General features: G+C 72.1%; 22 protein-coding genes. 7 read left to right on the top strand and 15 right to left on the bottom strand.

Annotated features, from left to right (window positions below):
* Positions 1 to 30 precede the first annotated feature (30 nt).
* The 3 genes from mshD to FBY23_RS05830 are packed head-to-tail and all read left to right on the top strand — an operon-like array spanning position 31 to position 5,134.
* Positions 31 to 912 (top strand): mycothiol synthase, encoded by an 882-nt coding sequence (gene mshD / locus FBY23_RS05840; protein ID WP_260805778.1) that lies wholly within the window; start codon positions 31 to 33, stop codon positions 910 to 912.
* Positions 913 to 923: 11 nt separating this feature from the next.
* Positions 924 to 4,529, top strand: coding sequence for a hypothetical protein (locus FBY23_RS05835; RefSeq protein ID WP_141797283.1), 3,606 nt, complete (start codon positions 924 to 926; stop codon positions 4,527 to 4,529).
* Positions 4,526 to 5,134: a hypothetical protein gene (locus FBY23_RS05830; protein WP_141797282.1), complete on the top strand. Its 609-nt coding sequence runs from the start codon at positions 4,526 to 4,528 to the stop codon at positions 5,132 to 5,134. The genes FBY23_RS05835 and FBY23_RS05830 overlap by 4 nt, the downstream gene beginning before the upstream one ends.
* Before the next feature lie 150 nt (positions 5,135 to 5,284).
* Here FBY23_RS05830 and FBY23_RS05825 read toward each other — a convergent pair whose 3' ends face one another.
* Complete coding sequence (locus FBY23_RS05825) at positions 5,285 to 6,304, bottom strand: alpha/beta hydrolase (protein WP_260805777.1); 1,020 nt, start codon at positions 6,302 to 6,304, stop codon at positions 5,285 to 5,287.
* An 87-nt stretch (positions 6,305 to 6,391) separates the two neighbouring features.
* Between FBY23_RS05825 and FBY23_RS05820 the strand changes: the two genes are divergently transcribed.
* The 3 genes from FBY23_RS05820 (at position 6,392) to FBY23_RS05810 (ending at position 10,368) form a co-directional block, all read left to right on the top strand.
* Positions 6,392 to 8,566, top strand: a complete 2,175-nt coding sequence (locus tag FBY23_RS05820; protein WP_141797280.1) for an RNA degradosome polyphosphate kinase — start codon at positions 6,392 to 6,394, stop codon at positions 8,564 to 8,566.
* Between the two features lie 141 nt (positions 8,567 to 8,707).
* Entirely contained in the window at positions 8,708 to 9,328 is a 621-nt protein-coding gene (locus tag FBY23_RS05815; RefSeq protein ID WP_141797279.1) for a DUF47 domain-containing protein, read from the top strand.
* Between the two features lie 11 nt (positions 9,329 to 9,339).
* On the top strand, positions 9,340 to 10,368 hold the full coding sequence (locus tag FBY23_RS05810; protein WP_141797278.1) for an inorganic phosphate transporter: 1,029 nt from the start codon (positions 9,340 to 9,342) through the stop codon (positions 10,366 to 10,368).
* On the opposite strand, the gene FBY23_RS05805 is transcribed toward FBY23_RS05810, so the two are convergent.
* From FBY23_RS05805 to FBY23_RS05780, 6 genes are all read right to left on the bottom strand, one after another.
* Complete coding sequence (locus FBY23_RS05805; protein WP_141797277.1) at positions 10,355 to 11,104, bottom strand: response regulator transcription factor; 750 nt, start codon at positions 11,102 to 11,104, stop codon at positions 10,355 to 10,357. The two genes, FBY23_RS05810 and FBY23_RS05805, sit on opposite strands and share 14 nt — an antisense overlap.
* 20 nt (positions 11,105 to 11,124) lie before the next feature.
* Positions 11,125 to 11,904 carry a phosphate ABC transporter ATP-binding protein PstB gene (pstB, locus tag FBY23_RS05800; RefSeq protein WP_141797276.1) on the bottom strand — a complete coding sequence of 260 codons (780 nt, stop codon included), beginning with the start codon at positions 11,902 to 11,904 and terminating at the stop codon, positions 11,125 to 11,127.
* A gap of 28 nt (positions 11,905 to 11,932) precedes the next feature.
* Complete coding sequence (gene pstA / locus FBY23_RS05795) at positions 11,933 to 12,988, bottom strand: phosphate ABC transporter permease PstA (protein WP_141797275.1); 1,056 nt, start codon at positions 12,986 to 12,988, stop codon at positions 11,933 to 11,935.
* Positions 12,985 to 13,953, bottom strand: a complete 969-nt coding sequence (gene pstC, locus FBY23_RS05790) for a phosphate ABC transporter permease subunit PstC (RefSeq protein ID WP_141797274.1) — start codon at positions 13,951 to 13,953, stop codon at positions 12,985 to 12,987. Before pstC ends, pstA begins: the two co-directional genes overlap by 4 nt.
* A gap of 98 nt (positions 13,954 to 14,051) precedes the next feature.
* Positions 14,052 to 15,149 (bottom strand): phosphate ABC transporter substrate-binding protein PstS, encoded by a 1,098-nt coding sequence (locus FBY23_RS05785; RefSeq protein ID WP_222117740.1) that lies wholly within the window; start codon positions 15,147 to 15,149, stop codon positions 14,052 to 14,054.
* Between the two features lie 183 nt (positions 15,150 to 15,332).
* The gene (locus tag FBY23_RS05780) at positions 15,333 to 16,193 is read right to left on the bottom strand and encodes an NUDIX domain-containing protein (RefSeq protein ID WP_141797273.1); all 861 of its coding nucleotides are present in this window, start codon (positions 16,191 to 16,193) and stop codon (positions 15,333 to 15,335) included.
* Positions 16,194 to 16,210: 17 nt separating this feature from the next.
* On the opposite strand from FBY23_RS05780, the gene FBY23_RS05775 reads away from it, so the two are divergent.
* Positions 16,211 to 17,260: a hypothetical protein gene (locus FBY23_RS05775; protein ID WP_141797272.1), complete on the top strand. Its 1,050-nt coding sequence runs from the start codon at positions 16,211 to 16,213 to the stop codon at positions 17,258 to 17,260.
* Between the two features lie 258 nt (positions 17,261 to 17,518).
* On the opposite strand, the gene FBY23_RS26150 is transcribed toward FBY23_RS05775, so the two are convergent.
* The 8 genes from FBY23_RS26150 to FBY23_RS05740 form a co-directional block, all read right to left on the bottom strand.
* Complete coding sequence (locus FBY23_RS26150; protein ID WP_174245183.1) at positions 17,519 to 17,665, bottom strand: hypothetical protein; 147 nt, start codon at positions 17,663 to 17,665, stop codon at positions 17,519 to 17,521.
* Positions 17,666 to 17,810: 145 nt separating this feature from the next.
* Entirely contained in the window at positions 17,811 to 18,014 is a 204-nt protein-coding gene (locus tag FBY23_RS05770; protein ID WP_036550836.1) for a cold-shock protein, read from the bottom strand.
* A 304-nt stretch (positions 18,015 to 18,318) separates the two neighbouring features.
* A complete protein-coding gene (locus tag FBY23_RS05765) occupies positions 18,319 to 19,761 on the bottom strand; it encodes an FAD-dependent oxidoreductase (protein ID WP_222117739.1) in 1,443 nt (480 codons plus the stop codon).
* Positions 19,758 to 20,657, bottom strand: a complete 900-nt coding sequence (locus FBY23_RS05760) for a VOC family protein (protein WP_141797271.1) — start codon at positions 20,655 to 20,657, stop codon at positions 19,758 to 19,760. The genes FBY23_RS05765 and FBY23_RS05760 overlap by 4 nt, the downstream gene beginning before the upstream one ends.
* Before the next feature lie 10 nt (positions 20,658 to 20,667).
* Complete coding sequence (locus FBY23_RS05755) at positions 20,668 to 21,864, bottom strand: hydroxylase (RefSeq protein WP_141797270.1); 1,197 nt, start codon at positions 21,862 to 21,864, stop codon at positions 20,668 to 20,670.
* A gap of 194 nt (positions 21,865 to 22,058) precedes the next feature.
* Positions 22,059 to 22,916, bottom strand: coding sequence for an alpha/beta fold hydrolase (locus FBY23_RS05750; RefSeq protein ID WP_141797269.1), 858 nt, complete (start codon positions 22,914 to 22,916; stop codon positions 22,059 to 22,061).
* Positions 22,913 to 24,538, bottom strand: coding sequence for an NAD(P)/FAD-dependent oxidoreductase (locus tag FBY23_RS05745; protein ID WP_141797268.1), 1,626 nt, complete (start codon positions 24,536 to 24,538; stop codon positions 22,913 to 22,915). Before FBY23_RS05745 ends, FBY23_RS05750 begins: the two co-directional genes overlap by 4 nt.
* Positions 24,535 to 25,479 carry an alpha/beta hydrolase gene (locus tag FBY23_RS05740; RefSeq protein WP_141797267.1) on the bottom strand — a complete coding sequence of 315 codons (945 nt, stop codon included), beginning with the start codon at positions 25,477 to 25,479 and terminating at the stop codon, positions 24,535 to 24,537. The genes FBY23_RS05745 and FBY23_RS05740 overlap by 4 nt, the downstream gene beginning before the upstream one ends.
* Between the last annotated feature and the right edge of the window lie 60 nt (positions 25,480 to 25,539).

Below are 25,539 nucleotides of genomic sequence, written 5' to 3'. Positions count from 1 at the left end.
GTCTCGGGCCCGGCCGATAGCGTGGGAGGGGTGACCTCGGAGCCCTCCCTGCTGACCGACACTGCCGCTCTCGATGCGATCGGGCGGGTGCGCGACGCCAGCCGTGAGCACGACGGGACCGACCCCGTCGACGAGGCGGTGGCCCTCCGTCTCAAGCACCACGGGCTGGCAGGCGCGGGTGCCTGGGTGAGCGGCGAGGGCTTCGCGCTGCGGCACGAGGGCGCCCTCGACCTCGCGGTGGATCCGTCGTCCCGGGGGAAGGGGGTGGGCGGCGCCCTGGGCGCGCTGGCTGTCGCCGAGCCCGGCCCGCTGACCGCCTGGTCCCACGGTGACCACCCAGCGGCCGCCGCGCTCGCCCGCCGGTGGGGGTTCGCCCGGACGCGCGAGCTGTGGGTGATGCGCCGGCCGGCCGCCGTACCGCTGCCGGCGGTGGAGCCGCCCGCCGGCGTACGCATCCGCGACTTCGGCGCCTCCGACGCCGACGCGGTGCTCGCGGTCAACGCAGCCGCGTTCGCCCACCATCCCGAGCAGGGCGCGCTGGACGCCGCGGGCCTGGCCGAGCGGATGGCCGAGCCGTGGTTCGACCCGGCCGGCCTGCTACTGGCGGTCGACGACGACGGTGCGCTGCTGGGCTTCCACTGGACCAAGCAGCACGACGCCGGGCTCGGCGAGGTGTACGTCGTCGGCGTCTCCCCCGCCGCCCAGGGCCGCGGCCTCGGGCGGGTTCTCACCGTGGCCGGCCTGCAGCACCTCGCGGCCCGCGGCGTGGCCGAGGTGCTCCTCTATGTCGAATCCGACAACACCCCCGCGCGGCGGTTGTACGAGGATCTGGGCTTCCACCACACGGCTGCTGACACCCATGTCCAGTACCAGCGGGCGGAAGTCGCCCGTAACTCCCCCGCCCCTGAGTAGATTTACCCACCATGAGCTCTGTCACCGACGGCGAGCCGGGTCCCGAGGACTCCCGGCTCGCTGAGTCGCGCCCTGGGCGCGGCCGGGGGCGGAGAGGCATGCTGTGGCGGCGTCACGACGAGGACGTCCCTGCCGTCGGCGAGCTCGACGCGGACGACGTCCAGGAGCTGCTGCGCCGCAGCAACACCTCGGTGCCGCCCGAGGCCGACGCCGCGGAGCCGACCTCCGAGGACACCGCGACCGCGCGGCCGGGCGACGACATTGCGACGCGCGTCGGGAACCGCTCCGGCGCGCTCCCCGACCCCGGTGACGCCGAGGACCTCGACTGGGGCAGCGTCATCGACCGCTCCCTGGGCCGGCCGCTGACCGAGATCGAGCCGCACGAGTTCGAGGCAGGCTCCACCGCCGCCTCCGAGGACCCGACCCTCCGCGGCACGCTCACCGACCGGCTGGAGCGGATGCGCTCGGGGGCGGGCGACGAGGCTGCCGACGAGGACGCTGCTCCGGAGGAGCTCACTCCCGAGGACGCGGCGGAGAACGTCGGGGAGGAAGAGACCACGGCGGGCGACTGGTCGGCGATCATCGCCCGTGCCACCGAGCGTCCGTTCGGCGACGCGCACGGCGTCAGCGCTCCGGAGCCGGCCGCCGAGGCCGAGCCGGTGGACCCGTTGACCGCGGAGGTGTGGTTCGACGAGGACGCCGAGGCGGAGACCGACGAGCCGGTGGTCGAGGTCGAGGAGCCGGAGGTCGAGGAGCCGGAGGTCGAGGCCGAGAGCGCGCCCGTGGCCGAGCAGGCGATCCCCGATCGCCGGCTGAGCGACGAGGAGGCCGGCCAGCGCGTGATCGCGGCCGCCGTCGACGGTGGCTTCGCCGAGCCGACGCCCGCGCCCCAGCCCAAGGGCCTGGCACGCCTGCGCCGCCGGCAGGGCCCCGGAGCCGCGCCGCGGCCCCAGGCCCGTCCCCTGCAGGACGTCGTCGAGCCGCCGCTGCTCGACGAGCCCATCCCCAACATCGACCGGATCGACGACGTACCCCGGCGCCCGGAGGAGGTCCTCGCCCACGCGCGGGCCGAGATCGAGGCCGAGCTGGTCGCACCGGTCGAGACGACGGACGGGGTCCAGGCCGCCGAGAGCGCCGTACCGGACAACGCCGAGGTGGTCGCCGCCCTCGCCGCCCGGCTGCGGCGCGACGCCGAGCTGGCCGCAGCCGAGCAGGCCGCCGAGCGGCTCGCCGCCGAGGAGGCCGCCCGGCTGGCCAACGAGGCCCGGGCCGAGGCCGACCGCCTGGCCAACGCCGCGTCCGCGCAGCGCGAGGAGGCCGAGCTGCGGGCGGTCGAGCAGGCCCGGCTCGCCGCCGAGGCGCACGAGGCCCGCGAAGCCGCCGAGGCCCGCGCCCGAGTGATGGCCGAGGCGGCCGCGGTGAGTGCCGCCGAGCACGCCGAGTTCGCGCGCCGGATGCTCGAGGAGCGCGAGGCCGCCGAGCGGACCTCCGCAGAGATCGCCCAGGCCCGCTCGCTGGCCGAGGAGGCCGCCCGCCAGCAGGCCGCCCTCGCCCAGGACGCCCACCGCGCCGCTGAGGCCGCCGAGGAGCGGGCCCGGATCCTGGCCGACCAGGCCGCGGCCAGCGCCGAGGAGCACGGTGCGCTCGCCCGCCAGGCGGTCGAGGAGCGCGCGGTCGCCGAGCACGCCGCCGCCGAGCACGCCCGCCTCGCCCAGGAGGCCCAGGCCTCCCGGCGCCTCGCCGAGGAGGCCGCGCTGGAGCAGGCCGAGCTGGCCCGCCTCGCGCTCGAGACCGCCGAGGCCGCCGAACGGCGCGCCGGCGACGCCGCCGCCCGGGCCGAGGCGCAGTCCGCCGCCCGCGTCGCCGCCGACGAGTCCGCCACCCAGCAGGCCCGCCGCGCCGAGGAGGCCCACCAGGCCCGCCTGCTCGCCGAGCAGGCCGCCCGCCAGCAGCTGGAGCTCGCGACCGAGGCCCAGGCCGCCGCCGCGGCCGCTCATACCTCGGCCGCCGCCCTCGCCGAGGAGAAGAAGGCCGCGACCGAGGCCCTCGCCCTCGCCTCCGAGGTCGCTACCGAGGCGACCCGCGCCCGCGCCGAGGCCGAGGAGCGCGCCGCCGCCGCTCTCGCCGAGCTCGAGCAGTCCGCCGCCGCCCACACCACCGCCGTCGAGACCCTGCGCTCCGAGCTGGTCGAGGCCGAGGAACGCGCCCTCGAGCACGCCCGCGCCCGCGCCGAGGCCGAGGCCCGCGCCGCCGAGCTCGCCCGGGAACGCGAGCGCGCCCTCGCCGACGCCGCCGCCCTCGCCCAGCAGGTCGCCCGGATCCGCGCCGGTCTCGGCGCGGAGGTGCCGGAGGTGCCGGAGGTGCCGGAGGTGCCGGAGGTGCCGGAGGCTCCCCGGAGTGAGGCGGTCGTCGTACCGCTGGCCGAGCCGGTGGTCGAGCCCGAGCCCGAGCTGATCATCGAGCCCGAGCCCGAGCCGGAGCCCGAGCCGGCACTGATCTTGGAGCCGGAGCCCGAGCCGGAACCCGAGCTGCTCATCGAGCCCGAGCCGGAACCCGAGCCCGAGCTGCTTGTCGAGCCGGAGCCCGAGCCGGAACCCGAGCTGCTCATCGAGCCCGAGCCAGAGCCCGAACCCGACGTCGCGGCACTGGTGGAGGCCGAGCCCGCGACCGACGTACCCGCCGTCAGCGACCTCGCCGCCCAGATGGCGCAGATACGCGCCCGCCTGGCCGAGGAGGACGGCTCGTCCGACGAGCCGGTGCTCACCGAGGACCTCGAGGACGAGGCCGAGCCCGAGACTCCCGCTGTCACCGGGGGGCTGGGTCGGCACGCCGACCGCGGTCCGTCCCTGATGGACCAGTGGCGTGCGACCGCGAGCACGCCGGACGAGACCGACGAGACCGAGGAGTTCCTCGACGACGTCGAGACTCTCGACGTGGCCGCCGAGGACGCCGAGCCCGAGCTCCTCGTCGACCCCGAGCCCGAGCCCGAGCTCCTCGTCGACCCCGAGCCCGAGCTCCTCGTCGACCCCGAGCCCGAGCCCGAGCTCCTCGTCGAGCCGGAGCCCGAGCCGGAGCCCGAGCCCGAGCCGGAGCCCGTCGTCGAGGCTGAGCCCGAGCCTGAGCCCGTCGTGGAGCCCGAGCCCGTCCCGGTCGCCGCGGCGGTCGAGGCCCCCCAGCCGGCCGTCAAGCGCGTCCCGTTCCACGCCAAGCGCGGCTCGGACAGCCTGGCCCCGCTCGCCATCCTGGTCGCGCTCGGCCTGGCCGCGGTGGTCGGCATGCGGGCGATCAAGGGCACGCTGTCCGACGACATCGCGTTCAGCGCGACCCTCACGGTGGTGGCGGCGATCCTGCTCGGCTACGCGCTCAAGGCGAGCAACTCCTCGCGCAGCGTCAGCATCGACGAGACCGGCGTCCTCAAGGTCACCCAGGGCGACACCAACAGCACCTTCGACCTGACCAGCCCGAACACCAAGATCGAGCAGACGGGTACGCCGGGCTCCCGGGCCTGGCGGGTCCTCATCCTGCGGCGCAGCATGGCGCCGGTGGTCATCGACTCCCGCATGGTCGACGCCCACACCTTCCTGGAAGCGCTGCGGCAGTGGCAACCGGACCTGTGAGCGAGCACGACGTCGACCCGATGGTCGCGCTCCGGCTCGAGCGCGACGACCTGGCCCGTCGCCTGGCGGCCAGCCAGGACGAGGTGGCGCGCCTGAGGGCCGCGCTGGAGAGCTCTCGTGCCGAGATCGCCTCGCTGGAGGCAGGCGAGTCGCTGTCACTGTTCGACGGCGGACCTCAGCCCGGCGACCGGCTGACCGGCGACGGCAGCGACCCGCGGGTGCTCTCGATGGTGCTCGGCGCCACCGCGATCGTGGCCGGGATGGTGGCGCTGCTGACCCTCCTCAACGGCAAGCTGGTCACCCCCTTCGGCGTGGCCATCGTCCTCGTCGCGATCGGCCTCGGCTGGGCCGCGGCCCGCACCCGGGTGGTGCCGGTCGAGGTGAGCGTCAGCCGCGGTGTCGTGTACGTCGAGCAGGGCGAGTCCACGCATCGCTTCGACATCCGCAAGCCCGAGACACAGGTCGAGGTGGTCGGTCGTCCGGGCGAGCCGGGCTGGCAGGTCCGCTTCCCGCGCAAGGCGATGGAGCCGTTCGTGATCGACGGCTCGATGGTCGACGCCGACGAGTTCCTCCGCCAGCTGCGCGAGCACCGCCCCGAGCTCTGACTTCTCGCCGACCCGGCACAAACGGGTCCCTCATCAGGCGTCGACCCGGCAGAAAGTGTCTCGAGCTCGAGCCACTTTCTGCCGGGTCGACGTGATTCTGAGGCCACTTTCTGCCGGGTCGACGCAGATCAGACGGCAGTTCGGGCCGGGTCAGCCGAGAGCGGCGGCCACCCGCCCAGCGATCTCGCGTACGGCGGCGCGGCTCGTGCGTCCGACGCCGAGGATGTTCAAGAACCCGTGGATCTGGTCGACATACCGCTTGAGCTCGACCTCGACACCGGCGTCCACCATCCGCCGCGCGTAGTCCTCACCCTCGTCGCGCAGCGGGTCGAAGCCCGCGGTGACGACGTACGCCGGCGCGAGGCCGGCCGGGAGGTCGATGTCGAGCAGGTTCACCCGCTCGTCGACCCGGTCCTGCGGGCGGGGCAGGTAGGTGTCGTTGAAGGACGCGATCGACTCGGCGGTGAGGTACAGCCCCTCGCCGAACAGCCGCAGGCTCTCGGTCGACCGGTCGGCGTCGGTGCACGGGTAGACGAGCAGCTGGAAGGCCAGTGGGATGCCCGCGCGGGCGGCGGCGATCGCGGTCCAGGCGGCCAGGTTGCCGCCGGCCGAGTCGCCGGCGACGCCGATCCGCTCGGGGTCGACGTCGAGCGAGCCGGCGTTCTCGTGCACCCAGCGCAGCGTGGCCTCGGCGTCGTCGAAGGCGGCGGGGAAGGCGGCCTCGGGCCCGACCCGGTACTCGACGGCCAGCACCCGCACGCCGGACTCCTCCGCGAGCAGGCGGCAGGGCACGTCGTGCGAGGCGAGGTCGCCGTACAGGAAGCCACCGCCGTGGAAGAAGACCAGCAGCCCGTTCCCGACCCGGCGCGTGGGCTCGTAGAGCCGGCCCGGGAGATCGGCGACCGCGAGGTCGCGCACGCTCCCGATCGGCTGGCGCCCGCCCACGAGGGCGGCATTGGCCCGCATCGCGGCGCGGCCCTGGGCGATGGACTCGCCGGCGAGGTCCCCCTTGCGGGCGATCCGCTGAAGGGTCAGCATCACCTGGATGTCCGGGGCGAGGGTCTGCCCGTCGAGCACGAGGGCCCGCCCGGTCACCAGACGCTGCGCCCTCACGGGCAGTCCCATCAACGTCGAGAGGGCACGGGACTCGACCGCGTTCCTGAGGCTCACGCGGCACAACATACTGCGAGTACGGCGACGCGTGACGTCCCGTCCGACGTCACCTCGCGTTCACCCGGAGGTGCGACACTCGCGAACATGTCGACCGAGCAGCAGCCGACGTCCCTCCTCCCCGACGCCGAGACCGGCACCCTGGTCGCGGTGTCCGGCGACCCGACGGCGGCCGAGGAGTCCGGCTACGTCCCCGATCCCGCGCTGGTCGAGGCGATCGAGTCGGTCGACAACCGGTTCGTCGACCGCGAGCTGTCCTGGCTGCGGTTCAACGAGCGGGTGCTGGAGCTGGCCGAGGACGAGGCGCTGCCGCTGCTCGAGCGGGCCCGATTCCTGGCGATCTTCACCAGCAACCTCGACGAGTTCTTCATGGTGCGCGTGGCCGGCCTCAAGCGCCGGATCGCCACCGGGCTGGCGGTGCGGGCCGCGAGCGGCCTGATGCCGCTGGAGGTGCTGGAGGCGATCTGGCGCCGATCGGCCGAGCTGAGCCAGCGCCACGCCCGGGTCTTCCACGACGAGGTGATCCCGGCGCTCGGCGCACAGGGCATCGAGATCGTGCGCTGGGGCGACCTGGACCGCGACGAGCAGAAGGAGTGCAAGCGGCTGTTCAAGGACCGGATCTTCCCGGTCCTGACCCCGCTGGCCGTCGACCCGGCGCACCCGTTCCCCTACATCTCGGGGCTCTCGCTCAACCTCGCGGTGGTGCTGCGCAACCCGAAGTCGGGCAAGGAGCTGTTCGCCCGGGTGAAGGTGCCGTCGAACTTCGACCGCTTCGTCTCGCTCGGCAACGCCCGGTTCGTACCTCTCGAGGACGTCATCGGCGCCCATCTGCGCCGCCTGTTCCCCGGCATGGAGGTCCTCGAGGCGCACACCTTCCGCGTGACCCGCAACGAGGACCTCGAGGTCGAGGAGGACGACGCCGAGAACCTGCTCGCCGCGCTCGAGAAGGAGCTGCTGCGCCGCAAGTTCGGCCCGCCGGTCCGGCTCGAGGTCGAGGAGTCGATCGCTCCCTCGGTGCTCGAGCTGCTCGTCTCCGAGCTCGGGATCAGCGAGAACGAGGTGTTCCGGCTGCCCGGGCCGCTCGACCTGCGCGGCCTGCACTCGATCGCCGACCTGCCGCGCGAGGACCTCAAGTACCCCTCCTTCGTGCCGAGCACCCACACCCGGCTGGCGGAGTTCGAGTCGGCCGCGCCGGTCGACGTCTTCAAGGCGCTGCGCCGCCGCGACGTGCTGCTGCACCACCCCTACGACTCGTTCGCGACCTCGGTGCAGCGCTTCATCGAGCAGGCCGCGGCCGACCCGCACGTGCTGGCGATCAAGCAGACGCTCTACCGCACCTCCGGCGACTCCCCCATCATCGACGCCCTCATCGACGCGGCCGAGGCCGGCAAGCAGGTCCTGGTGCTGGTCGAGATCAAGGCTCGCTTCGACGAGCAGGCCAACATCCGCTGGGCGCGCAAGCTGGAGCAGGCCGGCTGTCACGTCGTCTACGGCCTGGTCGGCCTCAAGACCCACTGCAAGCTGGCGATGGTGGTCCGCGACGAGCCGGAGGGCATCCGCCGCTACACCCACATCGGCACGGGCAACTACAACCCGAAGACGTCGCGGATGTACGAGGACCTCGGCCTCCTCACCACCAACGAGACGATCGGCGAGGACGTCGCCCACCTGTTCAACAACCTGTCCGGCTGGTCGCGCAAGGCGACCTACGAGGAGCTCCTGGTCGCGCCCGACTCGGTGCGCACCGGCCTGGTCGACCAGATCTACCGCGAGATCGAGCACGTCAAGGCCGGCCGACCTGCCGGCATCCGGCTCAAGGCCAACTCCGTCGTCGACGAGGAGACGATCGACGCGCTCTATCTCGCCTCCTGCGAGGGCGTCCCCGTCGAGCTCCTCGTGCGCGGCATCTGCGCGCTGCGCCCCGGCGTCGCCGGGCTCAGCGAGAACGTCAAGGTCCGCTCGATCCTGGGCCGCTTCCTCGAGCACAGCCGGGTCTTCTCCTTCGAGGGCGGCGGCGAGCCGGCGACCTGGATCGGCTCGGCCGACCTGATGCACCGCAACCTGGACCGCCGGGTCGAGGTGTTGGTGCGCCTCCCGGAGGCCAGCCGCGACGACGTACGACGCCTGCTGGACCTCGCGTTCGCCCCGACCACCCAGGCGTGGGAGCTCGGCGCCGACGGCGAGTGGAAGCGCAACGCCGGCACGGTCCACCTGCAGGAGACGCTGATCGAGCAGCAGCGGAGGCGTCGTACCGACGACTGATCGGGGCCCGACCCGCCTCTGACCTGCGACAACACGTTCCCGTGCGCCGCACCACAGCGCGCCGGAGGGCCCGCAGTTGCGTTCACGGGGAAGTGGTCCCCTAGCATGAGCGCGTTCGCCTCCGCCTCAACGGGAGTCCATGTGGGTCTGCGTCTGCGTCCGGTCGATACCTCCTTCTACGACCTCTTCACCCAGTCCGCCCAGCACCTCGTGGGCGGCGCCGAGCTTCTCGCCGAGATGCTGTCCGAGTCGTCGGACAAGGCCGGTGTCGCCGAGCGGATGCGTGCCGCCGAGCACGCCGCCGACGAGACCACCCACGCGATCGTCAAGAAGGTCAACAGCACCTTCGTGACGCCGTTCGACCGCGAGGACATCTACGCCCTCGGCTCGGGCCTCGATGACGTCATGGACATGATGGACGAGGCGGTCGACCTGATCCTGCTCTACGAGGTCCAGGTCGCGCTGCCCGCTGAGCTGTCCGAGCAGGTCGAGGTCCTCCAGCGCTGCGCCGAGCTGACCGCTGCCGCGATGCCGCGCCTGCAGTCGATGCAGTCCCTCGACGACTACTGGATCGAGATCAACCGGCTCGAGAACGCCGGTGACCGCAACCACCGGCGCACGCTCGCCAAGCTGTTCTCCGGCGAGTACCCGACCCTCGAGGTGCTCAAGCTCAAGGACATCGTCGAGTCCCTCGAGGGCGCCATCGACGCGTTCGAGCGGGTCGCGAACACGGTGGAGCAGATCGCCGTCAAGGAAGGCTGACCGGTCCTCCCATGACCCTCACCCTGGCGATCGTCATCGCCGTGGTCGTCATCGCCCTGGCGTTCGACTACACCAACGGCTTCCACGACGCGGCCAACGCGATCGCGACGTCGGTCTCGACCCGCGCGCTCACGCCGCGGATCGCGCTCACCCTGGCCGCGTTGATGAACTTCATCGGCGCCCTGCTCGGGCAGGAGGTCGCGAAGACGGTCGCGGACGTGATCACCATCGAGGACGCCAATGGCAACCTCCAGGTCGGGGTGCACCACGGCCTGGTCATCGTGATGGCGGGCCTGCTCGGCGCGATCATCTGGAACCTGATCACCTGGTACTTCGGCCTGCCGTCGTCCTCCTCGCACGCCCTCATCGGCGGCCTGGTGGGTGCGGCGGTCGCGGGCGGGGTCAGCGTCAAGTGGGACACCATCGTGCAGAAGGTGCTCATCCCGATGGTGATCTCGCCGCTGTTCGGCTTCTGCGCGGCGTTCGTGGTGATGACCGCGATCCTGTGGATCTTCCGCAAGGGCAACCCGCACCGGATCAACCGGGGCTTCCGCGGCATGCAGACGATCTCGGCCGCCGCCCTGGCGCTCGGCCACGGCCTGCAGGACGCGCAGAAGACGATGGGCGTCATCCTGCTCGCCCTCGTCGTGGCCTACCCGTCGACGTACGACATCGAGACGCTGCCGATCTGGGTCGTCCTCGCCGCGGCCGGTGCCATCTCGGCCGGCACGTACGCCGGCGGCTGGCGGATCATGCGCACCCTGGGCCGCAAGATCATCCACCTCGACCCGCCGCGCGGCTTCGCCGCCGAGTCGGTGGGCGCGGGCGTGCTCTACACGACGGCGTTCGTCTTCCACGCCCCGATCTCGACGACCCACACCATCACCTCCGCGGTGATGGGCGCCGGCGCGACCAAGCGGTTCTCCGCGGTGCGCTGGGGCATGGCCCGCACCATCCTGGTCGCCTGGGTCTCGACCTTCCCCGCGGCCGCACTCGCCTCGTGGGGCTGCTACGAGCTGCTGCGGCTCATTCTGCTGTGAGGCTGTAGCCCCGTCCGCGGATCCGGCGTACGTCGGCCGCACCGCCGAGGCGGGCCCGGAGCCGGGTGACATGCATGGCGATCGTGTTGCCACCGGGTCGCTTGCCGTCGGTGCCCCACAGGGCGTCCCTGAGCTCGTCGTCGGTCACCACGCCCGGCGCGGCCAGCAGCAGCGCGCGCAGCAGCTCGAACTCCTTGAGCGGCAGGTCGCCGATCCGCTCGCCGTCGACCCGGACGCTGTAGGCCGTCGCGTCCAGCGTGATCCGCCCGAACTCGAGGCGCGCGTGCTCGGCCAGCGAGCGGGGTGCATGGGTGAGCAGGTCCCACAGGTGCTGGGGCGCGTAGGGCCGCACCGCGACCGCGGACGCCCCCGCCAGCATGAGCGGCCCGACGCCGTCGGAGCCGGTGTCCTCGACGTCGCACGTCCCCGCGATGACGTACGGCGAGCCGTGCTGGCGGATCACCCCGACGAACTCCGCCGCGGGGATGCCCGGCGCTCCGGGCGTCACCACGACCGCATGCGGGTCGGTGCGCCCGAACTCCACCAGCCCGTCGAGGGTCGACCCGACCCAGGTCACGTGCACGCCGCGGCCCGCCATCGCCTCCGCGAGCACACCCCCGTCGTCGCTGGGGTCGACCACCAGGAGCTGCGCTCCCGCGGACTCGACCCACCGGTGGAGGTAGGCGCGCACGGACCGGCGACGGGCATCGCGGTGCCCGTCGTCCCGTGTTCCCATCTCGTCCGAGACCGTCCGGCTCAGCCGAAGCGGCCGGAGATGTAGGCCTCGGTCGCCGGGTCGTCCGGGTTGGCGAACATCTTCTTGGTCGGGTTGAACTCGACCAGGTGGCCCGGCTCACCGGTGGCCTTGAGGTTGAAGAAGCCGGTGTCGTCGGAGACGCGCGCCGCCTGCTGCATGTTGTGGGTGACGATGACGATCGTGAACTCGTTCTTGAGCTCGTGGATCAGGTCCTCGATCGCCGAGGTCGAGATCGGGTCGAGCGCGGAGCACGGCTCGTCCATGAGCAGGACCTGCGGCTCGACCGCGATCGCGCGGGCGATGCACAGGCGCTGCTGCTGACCGCCGGACAGGCCCATGCCGGGCTTGTTGAGCCGGTCCTTGACCTCGTTCCACAAGTTGGCGCCGCGCAGCGACTTCTCGACGATGTCGTCGGCCGCGGACTTCTTCATCTTGCCCGCGTTGAGCTTGAGGCCCGCGAGGACGTTGTCGTAGATCGACATCGTCGGGAACGGGTTGGGCCGCTGGAAGACCATCCCGACCTGGCGGCGTACGGCGACCGGGTCGACGCCGGGCTCATACAGGTCCTGCCCGTCGACGACGATCTTGCCCTCGACCCGCGCACCCGGGATCACCTCGTGCATCCGGTTGAGCGAGCGCAGGAAGGTCGACTTGCCGCAGCCCGAGGGACCGATGAACGCGGTCACCGCGCCGGCACGGATCGTCATGTTGACGCCCTGCACGGCGAGGAAGTCGCCGTAGTAGATGTTGACGTCGGAGACGTCGATGCTCTTGGCCATGGCTGTTTTGCCTCTCAAACCCTGCGGGTCACTTGTTTCGGGGCGCGAAGATCTTGCCGACGATGCGTGCTGCGAGGTTGAGCACCATCACGATGACGATGAGGATGAAGGCGGCGCCCCAGGCGATCGCCTCGGCCGGGGCGTCGCCCCGCAGGTTCTGCCCGTAGATGAGGACCGGGAGGGTCGTCATCGCACCGTCGAACAGGTTCATGTTGGTCCGGTCGGTGGCGCCGGCGATGAGCAGCAGCGGCGCGGTCTCGCCGATGACGCGGGAGATCGCGAGCGTGACGCCGGTGAGGATGCCGCCGATCGCGGTGGGGAGCACGATCCGCACGATCGTCTTCCACTTGGGCGTGCCGAGCGCGTAGGACGCCTCGCGCAGGTCGTCGGGCACCAGCATCAACATCTCCTCCGTGGCCCGGACCACGATGGGGATCATCAGCAGCGACAGCGCGACCGATCCGCCGAGGCCGGACACGTAGGCCGGGCCGAAGAGCAGCGTGAACAGCGCGAAGGCGAACAGGCCGGCGACGATCGAGGGGATGCCGGTCATGACGTCGACCAGGAAGGTGATCGCCTTGGCCAGCTTGTTGCCCTTGCCGTACTCGACCAGGTAGACGGCCGCCATCACGCCGACGGGGACCGAGATGATCGCGGCGCCGAGTGTGATCAGCAGCGTGCCGATGATCGCGTGGTAGACGCCGACCGGCTGGTCGATCTGGGTCTTGAAGAACGAGTAGCTGAGGAAGGTGCCGTCGATCCGGCCCACGCCCTTGCTGATGACCCGCCAGATCAGCGACACCAGCGGGACCACGGCGACCGCGAAGGACGTCCAGATCAGCCCGGTCATCAGGCGGTCGGTGGCGCCCCGGCGGCCTTCGATCACCAGCGACCAGACCGGCAGCGCGACGAGGAAGGCGAGCGCGCCGAGCAGGACGGCGCTGACCAGGCCCATGCCGAGCACGAGCAGCAGGCTGCCGAAGGCCGCGGCGATGACGCCGACGATGGGACCGGCCTGGCGCGGCAGCCGCGGCTGGACGAGCGGGACGTGGACCCGGGTCTGGACCTCTTCGAGGGTGGTCATCGCGCCATCCGCCTCTCGCTGCGGCCCACGATCCAGCGGGCGAGGAAGTTGACCAGGAAGGTCATCAGGAAGAGCACCAGACCGGTCGCGACGAGGACGTTGAGCAGGTCGGCGCTGCGCTCCTTGTACTTGAGCGCGATGTTGGCCGCGATCGACGTCGGGCTCGAGGTGGCGATGATGTTCCAGGACAGGTCGAAGCCGACCGAGAGCACCATCGTCACGGCCATCGTCTCGCCGAGCGCGCGGCCCAGGCCGAGCATCACGGCCGAGACCATGCCGGAGCGGGAGTACGGGAAGACCGTCATCCGCACCATCTCCCACCGCGTGGCACCGAGGGCCAGGGCGGCCTCCTCGTGCAGGCGCGGCGTGCGCGAGAAGACCTCGCGGCTGATGGCGGTGATGATCGGCAGGATCATGATCGCGAGCACGATGCCGGCGGTCAGCACGGAGCGACCGGCCGGGTTCGGCTCGCCGAACAGGTTGCCGATGACCGGGATCGGGCCGAGGTTCTCGTGCAGCCACACGTGCATCGGGACCAGCTTCTTCGCGAGGAAGAACGCGCCCCACAGGCCGTAGACGACCGACGGTACGGCGGCCAGCAGGTCGATCACGTAGGCCACCGGTGCCGCGACCCACCTGGGCGCGTAGTGGCTGATCACCAGCGCGATCCCGAAGGCCAGCGGCACCGCGATGATCAGCGCGATGATCGAGGCGGTGAACGTGCCGACGAGCAGCGGGACGACGTACCCGAGGAAGCTCTCGGCGTGCGGGCCGTAGACCTCGGCCGGCTTGGTGAAGCCGGACGCGCCCTTGATGGCGAGGAAGATGAAGACGCCGGCCAGGGCGGCCAGGATCGTGAGGCCGGCCGCGAGAGCGGTACCGGCGAAGATCTTGTCGCCGACACCGGCGCGGGCCTTCGCCCAGTTCGCGGAGGCGTCCTCGACCTCGGCGGTGGGTGCTGTCACTGCTGTCACCTCATGCTCGGGTGCTGCTCGGGTGCTGCTCGGGTGGTACGGGCCGGAGGGGGTGAGGACGGGTTCGCCGTCCTCACCCCCTCCTGAGGTCACTTGGCGGAGATGCCCGCCACGATCTCCTGCGCCTTGCTGGCGGTCTCGGGCGCGAGCTTCGCGGAGCCGGCGAAGTCGGCCGCCTCGGCCTGGCCCTCGTCGGAGACGATGTAGCTCAGGTAGCCCTTGACGTTGTCGGCCTCGGCCTGGTCCTCGTAGGTCTCGCAGGCGATGAGGTAGGACAGCAGGATGACCGGGTAGGCACCGGCCTCGGTGGTCTTGCGGTCCACGTCGACGGCGATGTCGGTGGCGTCGCGGCCCTCGACGACCGGCGAGACCTCGACGGTCTTGGCGGCACCCTCGGGCGACGGGGCGACGTAGTCCTCGCCGACCTTCACCGAGACGTGGCTGAGGTCGCCGGTCTGGCTGGCGTCGGCGTACCCGATGGCGCCCTCGGTGTCACCGATCTGCTTGACGACACCCGAGGTGCCCTCGGCGGAGAGGCCACCGGAGACCGGGAACGGGTCGGCGGGCTCGTAGCCCCACGCGTCCGGGGCGACCTTGCTGAGGTAGTCGGTGAAGTTCTTGGTCGTGCCCGAGTCGTCCGCGCGGTGGACCGGCGCGATCTTCAGGTCGGGGAGCTTGACGTCGGGGTTCTGGTCCGCGATCGCCTTGTCGTTCCAGTTGGTGATCTTGTTGTCGAAGATCTTCGCGATGGTCGCGGCGTCGAGGTTGAGGGTGTCGACGTCCGGGATGTTGAACGCCACGGCGATCGAGGAGATGTACGCCGGGACCTCGACGACGTTGCCGCCGCAGCGCTCCTTGGCGGCCGCGAGCTCCTCGTCGGAGATGTAGGAGTCGGAACCGGCGAAGGACAGGGCGCCGCTGGTGAACTGGCCGCGGCCGTCGGTCGAGCCGAGCAGGGCGTAGTCGATCGTGAGGCCGCTGTTCTGGCCCTGGAACGCGGTCTTCCACGCCTCCTGGGCCTTCTCCTGCGACGTCGCGCCGCCACCCTTCAGGTTGCCGCTGAGGCTGCTGCCGGAGTCGCCGCCGTCGCTGCCGCCGTCCTCGTTGGACGCGCCGCAGGCGCTCATCAGCAGGGCCAGAGCAGCGATACCGGGCACCGCAGCGTTGCGGATGGACTTGAGGTTCAAGGAACTGCCTCTCGGAGGTGAGGGGCTCTCGTTCCTGCCCCTCGTTGCGTACTGGACGACCCCGAAGTTAGGCAGCGTCGGTAACGCAACTGCCCGGCCGATCTGAACGAACGGTGAACAGTGGCGGTCGGGGTGGGGAGGTGGCGTGGCAGGCGTCACCCGGCGGGTTGAGTCGCCGCATCCTCACCGGGGTCGGTGCCGCTCCACGGCGACGACCCGGCCCTTGCGCACGTGCAGGACGAGGAGCTCGGCGGGAGCCAGTCCCTCGTCGGGGGCGAGCTCGATCCCGAGGGCGTCGTACACGTGGCACAGGACCGGCCGGTGGGTGCACAGCACCGCCCCCGCGTCGCCGGCGAGCAGCTCCTCGACGATCTTCTCGACGGCCTTCGCCGTGGCGTTCTCCTCGCTCAGCCGCGGGCGCAGGTCGAGGGCGTAGCCGGCCGTCTCGGCGTACGGCCGCACCGTCTGCACGCAGCGGGTGCTGGTCGAGGTGGCGATCCGGGTGACGTCGTACGCCGCCAGGAGGGGTACCAGCCGGTCGGCCTCCAGCTCGCCCACCTTCAGCAGGGTGCGGCCGGCGTCCGCGCCGTGCCACGCGCTGCGCGAGCGGGCCTGGGCATGGCGGAGCACGACGACGGCGTGCGTCTTGCGACGTACGCCCAGCGCCGCGGTCAGCGTCTCGCGGTCGTGGTCGTAGCTCAGTCGCGCGGGCGCGTCGTCCACCGGCACCCAGGCCACGGCGTCGATCTCGTCGTTGGGCCGGTACGCCGCCACGTCGTCGTCACCCACGACCCGACCGGTCCAGTAGTGGACGGTCTTCATCCGCCGCGCGACCGGGTAGCGCTGCGAGGGCAGCGGGGGCCCGAGGCGGACGTGGACGCCGGTCTCCTCGGCCACCTCGCGTACGGCGGCGGCCGTCGGGTGCTCCCCGCGGTCGAGCTTGCCCTTGGGGAAGGACCAGTCGTCGTACTTCGGGCGGTGTACGAGAAGCACCTCCCGTCCGGGACGGAACACGACCACGCCAGCAGCGAGGATGTCGGGCACGGGCCTAGGGTACGGGCATGCGTCGCCGCTGGATCCTGCTCCTCGTCCTCGCGGCACTCGTCGTGTCGGCAGCCGTCGTGGTGGGCTGGCGGCTGCGGTCCGAGGACCGCAGCCGGTTCTCCGCCGCGCTCGCCTGGGCCCCGACGTCCGCGGCCCGGTTCAGCTGGACCGACTGGGCGGGGGTGCGCTCCGAGCTGGGCGCCGACCTGTCGGCGTCCTCCTCGGGGTCCGAGGTCGACGACTTCCTCCAGGACGCGTTCGACCGGGACCTGGCCTCGACGACCGCGCTCGACGCGTCCGCCCCGACCATCCAGGAGCAGCTCGGCTTCTCCCCCGCGACGATCGACTGGGAGCTGTTCACCCAGGGCAAGGACGGCGCGCTGGTGATCATGGGGCTGCCCGACGACTTCGACGTGGCCGGGCTGCGCGAGCGGCTGCGCACGGTCGGGTTCGAGGAGCCCGACGAGGCCGACGGCGTGTGGAGTGGTGGCGTCGACCTGCTCGAGGGGCTCGACGGCCCGGTCACCCCCGAGCTCGCCGCGCTCCAGATCGACGAGGAGGACGGCCTGCTCGTCGGGAGCGACGACCCCGCCTTCCTGGAGCAGCGTGCCGACCTGGCCCGCGGCGATCACGAGGACGGTGTGAGCGACGTCGTCGACGCCGAGGGTCCGGCGCTGAGCGCGTCGGTGGCCACCGGCGACCAGGCCTGCTCGGCGCTGGCGATGACCGACGCGGACCCGGCCGACCGGACGCGGGCCAGCGAGCTGGTGGCCCAGGCCGGCGGCGTCCACCCACTGACCGGGTTCGCGATCGCGGCGCAGCCGGGCGGCGACGTACGGGTGGCGATGGCGTTCGAGACCGACGACCAGGCCCGCGAGGACGCCGACAGCCGCTCGAAGCTCGCCGCCGGGCCCGCACCCGGGCAGGGCGGCAGCTTCCCCGAGCGGTTCGAGCTCGGCAAGGTGGTCGCGACCGGGCGGGTGCTGACCATGGCGATGAAGCCGGTGGAGGGAACGTTCGTGCTCTCCGACCTCAGCAGCGGGCCGGTGCTGTTCGCGACCTGCTGAGCGACGTCTCGCTACGCGGCTAGTCGACGAGCTCAAGGACGCGCTCGCGCCACCCTCCCCATCGCGGTCGGTCGTCGCGGGAAGCGACAGCGACAGCGACGGAGCGTAGAGAGCGACGAAGGAGCGACCGGAGCGGAGGAGGCGAGCCTTTCCGCGAGCCGACGGTGTGGCCACCAGACCAACCGACTTCCTACGCAAGCCAACGGCGCGCGCGGCAGCGCGGCGGAGCGAAGCGACGACGCGCTCGCGCCATCCAGCTCAGTGCAGGACGCCGAGGATGCGGTCGATCTCCTCGACCGAGAGGCGCTCGTCGGAGTTGCTGGCCGCGATGATCAGGTTGGTGGTCAGCTCGACCTCGGTGAGGAGGTCGCCGTCCTCGAGGGTCACGTCGAACTGATCGGCCATGCTTCCCTCCTAGAGCCGGACCAACGCACTTCCGACTCCATGATCCCCCGCGCGGTCCCCGCCAAACCCAAAAGTTCCGGAAAAATTCGTGGAGCCCCGCCGGCCGGCGAGGCTCCACGGAAGACGAGGTCTCCTCGGAGGTGAATCAGAGGGGACGGACGTTCTCCGCCTGCGGGCCCTTGGGGCCCTGAGTGACGTCGAACTCGACCTTCTGGTTGTCCTCCAGCGACTTGTAGCCGTTGGTCTGGATCGCCGAGTAGTGGACGAAGACGTCGTCGCCGCCACCCTCCTGCTCGATGAAGCCGAAGCCCTTCTCGGCGCTGAACCACTTCACGGTGCCCTGAGCCATGTTGCTCGTTACTCCTCGTATCGGGGCGAGAGCCGCCACCTCGACGGCCCGGCAGCGACTGCGATGACACGTCGCTCCGATGCGTGATGACGACACCACAAACCAGAACGCCGTCGGCCACAGACTCCGCAGGCGTTCACCTTCGAGAACTGCAGTCGCTGCGAAGTCGACACTACCAACCAGCGGCGACAGCGGAACCTCCCTGCCGCCACGAACTTCGGTGCGGCCATGAAGGTTCTGCAACACACATGTGACAGGGCGGAAAACCAGTCCCGGTGGGGGTTCCGGGCCTGTCCGGGACGGGTCAGGCGCGGGCGGCGGCGCGACCGGCGCGGCGGCCGAAGAAGGTGCCGTCGCCGAGCGAGGTGCCGCTGACGTAGCCCTCTCCGTGGATGCCGGAGGTGGCCCGCCCGGCGGCGTACAGGCCGGGCACGGGGGTGCCGGAGTCGTCGAGGACCTCGCCGTCCACGCAGGTACGCAGGCCGCCGAGGGTGAACCCGGAGACGCCGGTGCCGCCACGCGGGCCGGTGCCCTCGGGGTCGAAGCCGCGGCCGGCGTCGACGACGGCGTACGGCGGCTCGAGGGGCCGCAGCCAGCGCGGGTCCTTGTGGAAGCGGGTGTCCTCGCCGGCGGCCGCGTCGCGGTTGTAGCGGGCGACGGTGTCCTCCAACGAGCCGGGCGGCAGGCCGAGCTCGGCCTCGACCTCGGCGAGGGTCTCGGCGACGACGGCGGGCTGCACGCCCCAGCGCTCGCGTTCGGGGACGTCCTCCCAGCCCTTCTCGTCAACGAGCGTGAACCAGGGGCCGGGGCGGTGCCGGACGGCGGCCTGGCTGAACCGTCCCGGGTAGACGTCCTCGTTGACGAAGCGCTGCCCGAGACCGTCGACGAGCATGCCGCGCACGGCGAGGGCGGGTACGACGGACAGCGCGATCTGGGTGTTGGCCATCCGGCGCAGGCTGCCGCCGGCGGCGACGCCGAGGCGGATCCCGCTGCCGTCGTCGAGGCCGTCGCTCACCGCGGAGTGCCCGACGAGCACGGGAGCGTGGTCGGCGACCATCTCGGCGTTGTCGGCGAAGCCGCCCGTGGCGATCACGACGCCGCGGCGGGCGCCGTAGGTGAGGTCCTCGCCGAAGCGGCGGGCGCGTACGCCGACGACGCGGCCGGCCTCGTCCTGCACCAGTCCGGTGACCCGGGTGTCCGGGTGGACGTCGACGCCGGCCTCGCGGGCGGCGGTGGCCAGCTTGTCCATGAGCAGCCAGCCGCCGTACCCGTCGGTCGCGGGGCGGTGTCCGCGCGGGACCGGACGGGCCAGCTCGGTGAACGGCCAGGCGTTCTCGCCGAGCCACATCAGGCCGTCGGCGGTCGGCGGGAGCCAGGAGACGCCGTCGTACAGGCTCGGGTTGAAGGTGATCCCGAGCCCGAGGAACCAGTCGAAGTGCTCGACGCTGCCGTCGCAGTAGAGCCGCAGCTTCTCCTCGTCGGGGTGGGGGCCGAGCGCCTCGTGGAGGTAGGCGTACATCAGGTCCGGGTCGTCGTCGACGCCGCAGGCCCGCTGGAGCGCCGTACCGCCGCCGAGGTAGAGCTCGCCGCCGGACACCGCCGACGAGCCCCCGGGAGCGGCCCGGTCGAGGGCGACGACGGACGCGCCCGCGCGGGCCGCCTCGAGGGCGGCCGCCGCGCCGGCACAGCCCATGCCGACGACGACGACATCAGCGAGGACGTCGACCTCGACATCCACCGAGGTCACCGGGGGACGAAGGCGGCCAGCGGCTCGGAGCCGGACCAGTCGTGGCCCCAGTAGCTGTCGGCGGTGATCTCCTCGGCGGTGTACGACGACTCGTCGACGAGCATGCCGTCCCAGCCGTACTCGATGTCCCAGCCGCCGGGCGCCCGGACGTAGAACGAGATCATCTTGTCGTTGGTGTGCCGGCCCAGGGTCGAGGAGATCGAGAACTCCCGCTTGTTGACCTCGTCGAGCGCGCGGCCGACGGCGTCGAGCTCGTCGACCTCGACCATCAGGTGCACCATGCCGGGCGCCTCGTCGTGCGGGGCGGGGCAGACGGCGAGGCTGTGGTGGCGGCGGTTGATGCCGAGGAACTGGATCCGCCGGTCGCCGGGGACCTTCATCGAGCCGCGGGTGAGGAACCCGAGCACCTCGGTGTAGAACGCGGTGGTCTCCGCAGGGGAGGTCGTCGGGAGGACGACGTGGCCCATGCCCTCGGCGCCGGTGTGGAACTTCTGCGCCCACTTGGTGACGACCGGGCTGTGGTCGAGGACGGGTCCGCAGAAGACCTCGACCACGGTGCCGGCCGGGTCCTCGAACGAGATCGCCCTCTCGACGCCGCGCTCGGCGCACTCCTCGACGGCCAGCTCCTTCACGCCGCGGCCCGAGGCCTCGACGTCGGCGGCGACCTTGGCGAGGTCCGCGGTGTCGCGGACCTCCCAGCCCACCGCCTGGACCCGGTCGGTGTCGCCCGGCAGGACGATGAGGCGCGCCTGGCGCTCGTCCATCCGCAGGTAGAGCCCGTCGGGGTCGGGGCCGGTGCCCTCGGCGAAGCCGAGCGAGTCGATGGCCAGCTCGCGCCAGCGGGGCAGGTCCGTGGCCTGGACCCGCAGGTAGCCGAGTCCGCGCAGGTGGGTCATGGGGGTCTCCTCAGATCATCGAGCGGAGCGGGCCGGCCGGCGGCTCGAGGCCGAGGTCGCCGAGGCCAGCTGCGTGGAAGGTCGGGCCGGGCACGTGGATCGCGTGCGCCAGGCCGGTGTGCGCGTCGCGCCAGAAGCGCTGGATCGGGTTGTCCATCCGCATCGCGTTGCCGCCGGAGCGGGCGACGACCTCGTCGAGGGCCCGGACCGCGCGCCAGGCCGCCTGGACCTGGGTACGACGGCCGGCGGCCCGCTCGGCGAAGGTCGGCACGTGGCCGCGGGCGACCGCGTCGTACATCCGGGTGACGTTGTCGATCAGCACCGCGCGGGACGCGGCGATGTCGGCGGCGGCCTCGCTCAGGGCGTAGAGGGCGTAGGGGTCGTCCTTGCTCGCGGCGCCGGAGACCGTCGTACGCGAGGCCTGCCAGGCGGCGTGGTGCGCGACCGCACCCTCGCAGATGCCGATGACCGCGGAGGTGATGCCGAGCGGGAAGACGCAGGAGAACGGCACGTGGTAGCCGGTCTCGGTGAGGCCGGCGTTCTTGGCCGCCTCGCCCTCGGCGACGTCGGTGTAGACGAGCGCGCGGTAGGACGGGATGAACGCGTCCTCCACGAGGATGTCCTTGGACCCGGTGCCGCGCAGGCCGACGACGTCCCAGCTGTCGGGGACGATCGTGTAGTCGGCGCGCGGCAGGATGACGTGCATCATCTGCGGCGGCATGACCGGGGCGCCGTTCGCGTCGCCCATCATCGCGCCCAGGAAGATCCAGTCGCAGTGGTCGGTGCCCGACGAGAACTGCCAGCGCCCACGCAGGGTCCAGCCGCCGTCGACCGGGGTGAGCACACCCATCGGGGCGTACGGCGACGCGATCCAGGTGTCGGGGTCGGCACCCCAGACCTCCTCCTGGACCCGCTTGTCGGCCATCGCCATCTCCCACGGGTGGACGCCGACGATGCCCGCGACCCAGCCCGTCGCGCCGTCGAGCTGGGCGATGCGCATGACCGTCTCGGCGAACTCGGCCGGGTGGGCCTCGTAGCCGCCGAACTCCTTGGGCTGCAGCAGCCGGATCACGCCGGAGTCCTTCAGCACCTTGGCGGCCTGGTCGTCGAGCTGGCCGAGCTGCTCGTTGGCCGGGCCGAGCGCCGCCAGCTCGTCGGAGTGCTCCTCGATGGCGGCGAGCACGGTGCCGCGGGTCTGGTCGGTCATGGGGGTTCCTTCCGGAGCGGACGGTGTGGAGACGGGGGTGTCGGGGACGACCTCACGCTCGCAGCGGTCCGGGGTCAGTGGACGTCGTCTCCCGCTGATCGGGACCGGCTCTGCGTGCGAGATGTGGACCGCACCCCCTACGTTCTGGCGGTCGAATGCGGCGATTCGCGACCAGAACGTAGGGGGTGCGGTCGTCAGGCGCGGGTGAGGAAGGCGAGCACGGCCGCCTCCCACGCCGCCTGCTGCTCGATCATCGCCCAGTGGCCGCAGCGCGGCAGGACGTGCAGCTCGGCGTTCGGGATCGCCCGCATCGGCAGCAGCGCCATGTCGACCGGGCTGACCCGGTCGTCGCGGCCCCAGGTCAGGAGCACGGGTGCGGTGATCTTGTGGAGCATCGCCCAGTACGGCGGCCGGTCGCTCGCCGCGGCCATCGCGGCCCGCGCGGCGTTCGCCTCCCGGCCGTACATGCGTCGCGCGGAGGCGAGCGTCTCGGGCTCGGTGGCCAGGTCCCAGCGCTGCTGGATCAGCTCCTCGGTGACCATGCCCTGGTCGAAGACCATCGACCGCAGCCACTGGACCAGGCCCTCGCGGGTCGGGTTCTCGACGAAGTCGGTGAGCCGGACGATGCCCTCGCCGGGGCCGGCGCCGAGGATGTTGGTCCCGACGCCGCCGACCGTGACGATCCGGGTGAACAGGTCGGTGCGGGCGATCGCGAGCTGGGCCGCGACGACGCCGCCCATCGAGTTGCCGATCACCGGCACCGGGCCGAGGCCGAGGCCCTCGACGAACCGGATGACCGCGGGACCGGCCGCCACGAACGGCGACTCGTCGATGTCGTGGCTGACGCCGAAGCCGGGCAGCTCGAGCACCAGGCACCGGAAGTGCGCGCCGAGGGCGGGCAGGTTCTGGTGGAAGTTGCGCCATCCGGTCACGCCGGGACCGGAGCCGTGGAGCAGCAGCAGCGGCGGGCCGTCGCCGTACTCGTGGTAGACGAGGGTGCCCGCGTCGGTGGCGAGCTCGCGGCGCGTGTCGTCGTACGACGGGAGGCTCACGCGGTCGCCTCCGCCGGGGCCGAGACGCGGGTGAGGACGTAGCCCTCGAACCCGTTGTCGCGGGCCTCGTCGCACGCTCGGCGGTAGTTGCCGAAGCCGCCGATGTAGGGCATGAAGGTGCGGGTCTTGCCCTCGATGTTGGCGCCCATGTACCAGGATGCGGCGCGGGTGAAGAGCGTGCCCTCGGCGACCTCGCCGAGGTGGGCGGTCCACTTCTCGGCGGCGTCCTTGCGCGGCTCGGCCTGGTCGATGTCGTTGGCCCGGCAGAACTCGATGAGCTCCATGCCCCAGTCGACCTGCTGCTCGGTGTGCGTGGACATGTTGGCGAGGACCGACGGGCTGCCGGGGCCGTTGAGGGTGATCAGGTTCGGGAAGCCGGCGACGCCGAGGCCCAGGTAGGTCTCGGGACCGTGCGCCCACTCGTCGGCGAGCACCGCGCCGCGCGCGCCGCGCAGGTCGATCGAGGTGAGCGCGCCGGTGAGCGCGTCGAAGCCCGTCGCGAACACGATCACGTCGAGCTCGTACGACGCGTCGTCGGTCTTGATGCCCCACGAGGTGACCTGCTCGATCGGGTGCTTGCGCAGGTTGACCAGCTCGACGTTGTCGCGGTTGTACATCTCGTAGTAGCCGGTGTCGGTGACGATCCGCTTGGTGCCGATCGGGTGGTCGGTGGGGATCAGGTCCTCGGCGACCCGCGGGTCCTTCACGATCTCGCGGATCTTGGCCTCGGCGAACTCGCGGGCGTAGTCGTTGGCCACGATGTCGATGCCCTGGTCGGGGAAGGTCTTGGCGAACAGCACGCCACCCTCCTGCCAGCGAGCCTCGAACGCGCGCTCGCGCTCGGCGGCGTCGACCTCGGTCGCCTTCTGCGCGTGGGTGGTGCTGAGCGAGCCGGCCGGGGCGTAGAGCGAGGCCTTGCGGCGCTCGGGGTAGGTCTCCTGGACCTTCTCCCACTCCTCCTCGGTGAGCGGCCGGTTGCGGGCGGGGACCGTGTAGTTGGCGCTGCGCTGGAAGACGGTCAGCGACTGGGCCTGCTCGGCCAGCAGCGGCGCGGCCTGGATGCCGGAGGAGCCGGTACCGATCAGGCCGACCCGCTTGCCGGTCAGGTCGACCGGCTCGTCGGGCCACTGCGCGGTGAACAGCTGGGTGCCGGCGTACTCGTCGATGCCCGGCAGGTCGGGGCGGTTCGGCTGGGACAGGCAGCCGGTCGCCATCATCACGAAGCGGCTGCGGTGCTGGGTGCCGTCGTCGAGGGTGACGGTCCAGGTCGAGGCCCGCTCGTCGAAGTGCGCGGCGGTGACCCGGCGGCCGAAGGTGAAGTGCCGGCGCAGGTCGTAGCGGTCGGCGACGTGGTCGAGGTACGAGCGGATCTCGGGCTGGGTGGCGAACCGCTCGGTCCACTTCCAGTCCTTCTCCAGCTGGCGGTCGAAGGAGTAGGAGTAGTCGACGCTCTCGACGTCGCAGCGGGCGCCCGGGTAGCGGTTCCAGTACCAGGTGCCGCCCACGCTGTCGCCGGCCTCGACGCCGACGACGTCGAGGCCGTTCTCGAGGGCTCGGTACATCGCGTAGATGCCGGCGAGGCCGGCGCCGACGATGACGAGGTCGCGGGTGTCGGTGGTCATCGGTTCTCCTGGTTCAGTAGGGCGCGCAGGTCGGCGTACAGCAGCTCGCGGGCCGAGGCCCCGGCGCGCAGGGTCATGAAGGTGAGCAGGCCGTGGAAGAGCATCGGGTGAATCCGGGTGAGGACGGGTACGCCGGCCGCGGCGAGCTGGGCGGCATACCGCTCCCCCTCGTCGGCGAGCGGGTCAGCGCCGGTGACGACCACGACGGCCGGCGGCAGGCCGGCGTGGCTCGCCGCGCGGGCGGGGGCGGCCAGCTCGGGCGGCTCGGGGAGGGCGCGGTCGGCGCCGAGGTACTGGTCCCAGTACCACTCCATGTTGGCGCGGGTGTTGAACCAGCCGTCGGCGTACGTGTCGTAGCTGGGGGTGTCGCAGGCGGGGTCGATGACCGGGCCGAGCAGCGCCTGGCCGGCCAGCGCCGGGCCGCCGCGGTCGCGGGCCATCAGCGCGACGACGGCGGCGAGCGCCCCGCCGGCGCTGTCGCCGGCGACGACCACGCGGTCCGGGTCGGTGCCCAGCTCGTCGTGGCGCGCGCAGGCCCAGAGCAGCGCGGCGTACGCGTCCTCGGCGGCGGTCGGCGCGCGGTGCTCGGGGGCGAGGCGGTAGTCGACGGACACGACGACCGCGTCGACCTCGCGGGCCAGCTGACGGCAGAAGCTGTCGTGGCTCTCGAGGTCGCAGAACACGAAGCCGCCGCCGTGCATGAAGACGACCAGCGGGCGTCGTACGTCGTCGGGGCCGTGGGGTCGGTAGACGCGGGCACCGATGGTGCCGCCGACGACCTCGATGGTGACGTCCTCGGCCGAGCGCACGTCGTCCAGGTTGGTGGGCGGGACCTGGCGGGCCTTGGTCGCGGCGCGCGCCTCGGCGCCGCTCATCGTGGCGACCAGCGGGAAGTTCTCGTTGAGCAGCGCCAGGAACCCGGCGGCCTCGGTGTCGAGCATGCGGCGAACGTAGGCAGCGCTCTCCCCCGGAGTGGCTCAGGTCCCGTTGGACGGGACCGG

Origin of the sequence: Nocardioides sp. SLBN-35 (genome assembly GCF_006715725.1) — a bacterium.
In the GTDB taxonomy this organism is placed as follows: domain Bacteria; phylum Actinomycetota; class Actinomycetes; order Propionibacteriales; family Nocardioidaceae; genus Nocardioides.
This window is presented reverse-complemented; position numbering and strand designations above follow the sequence as displayed.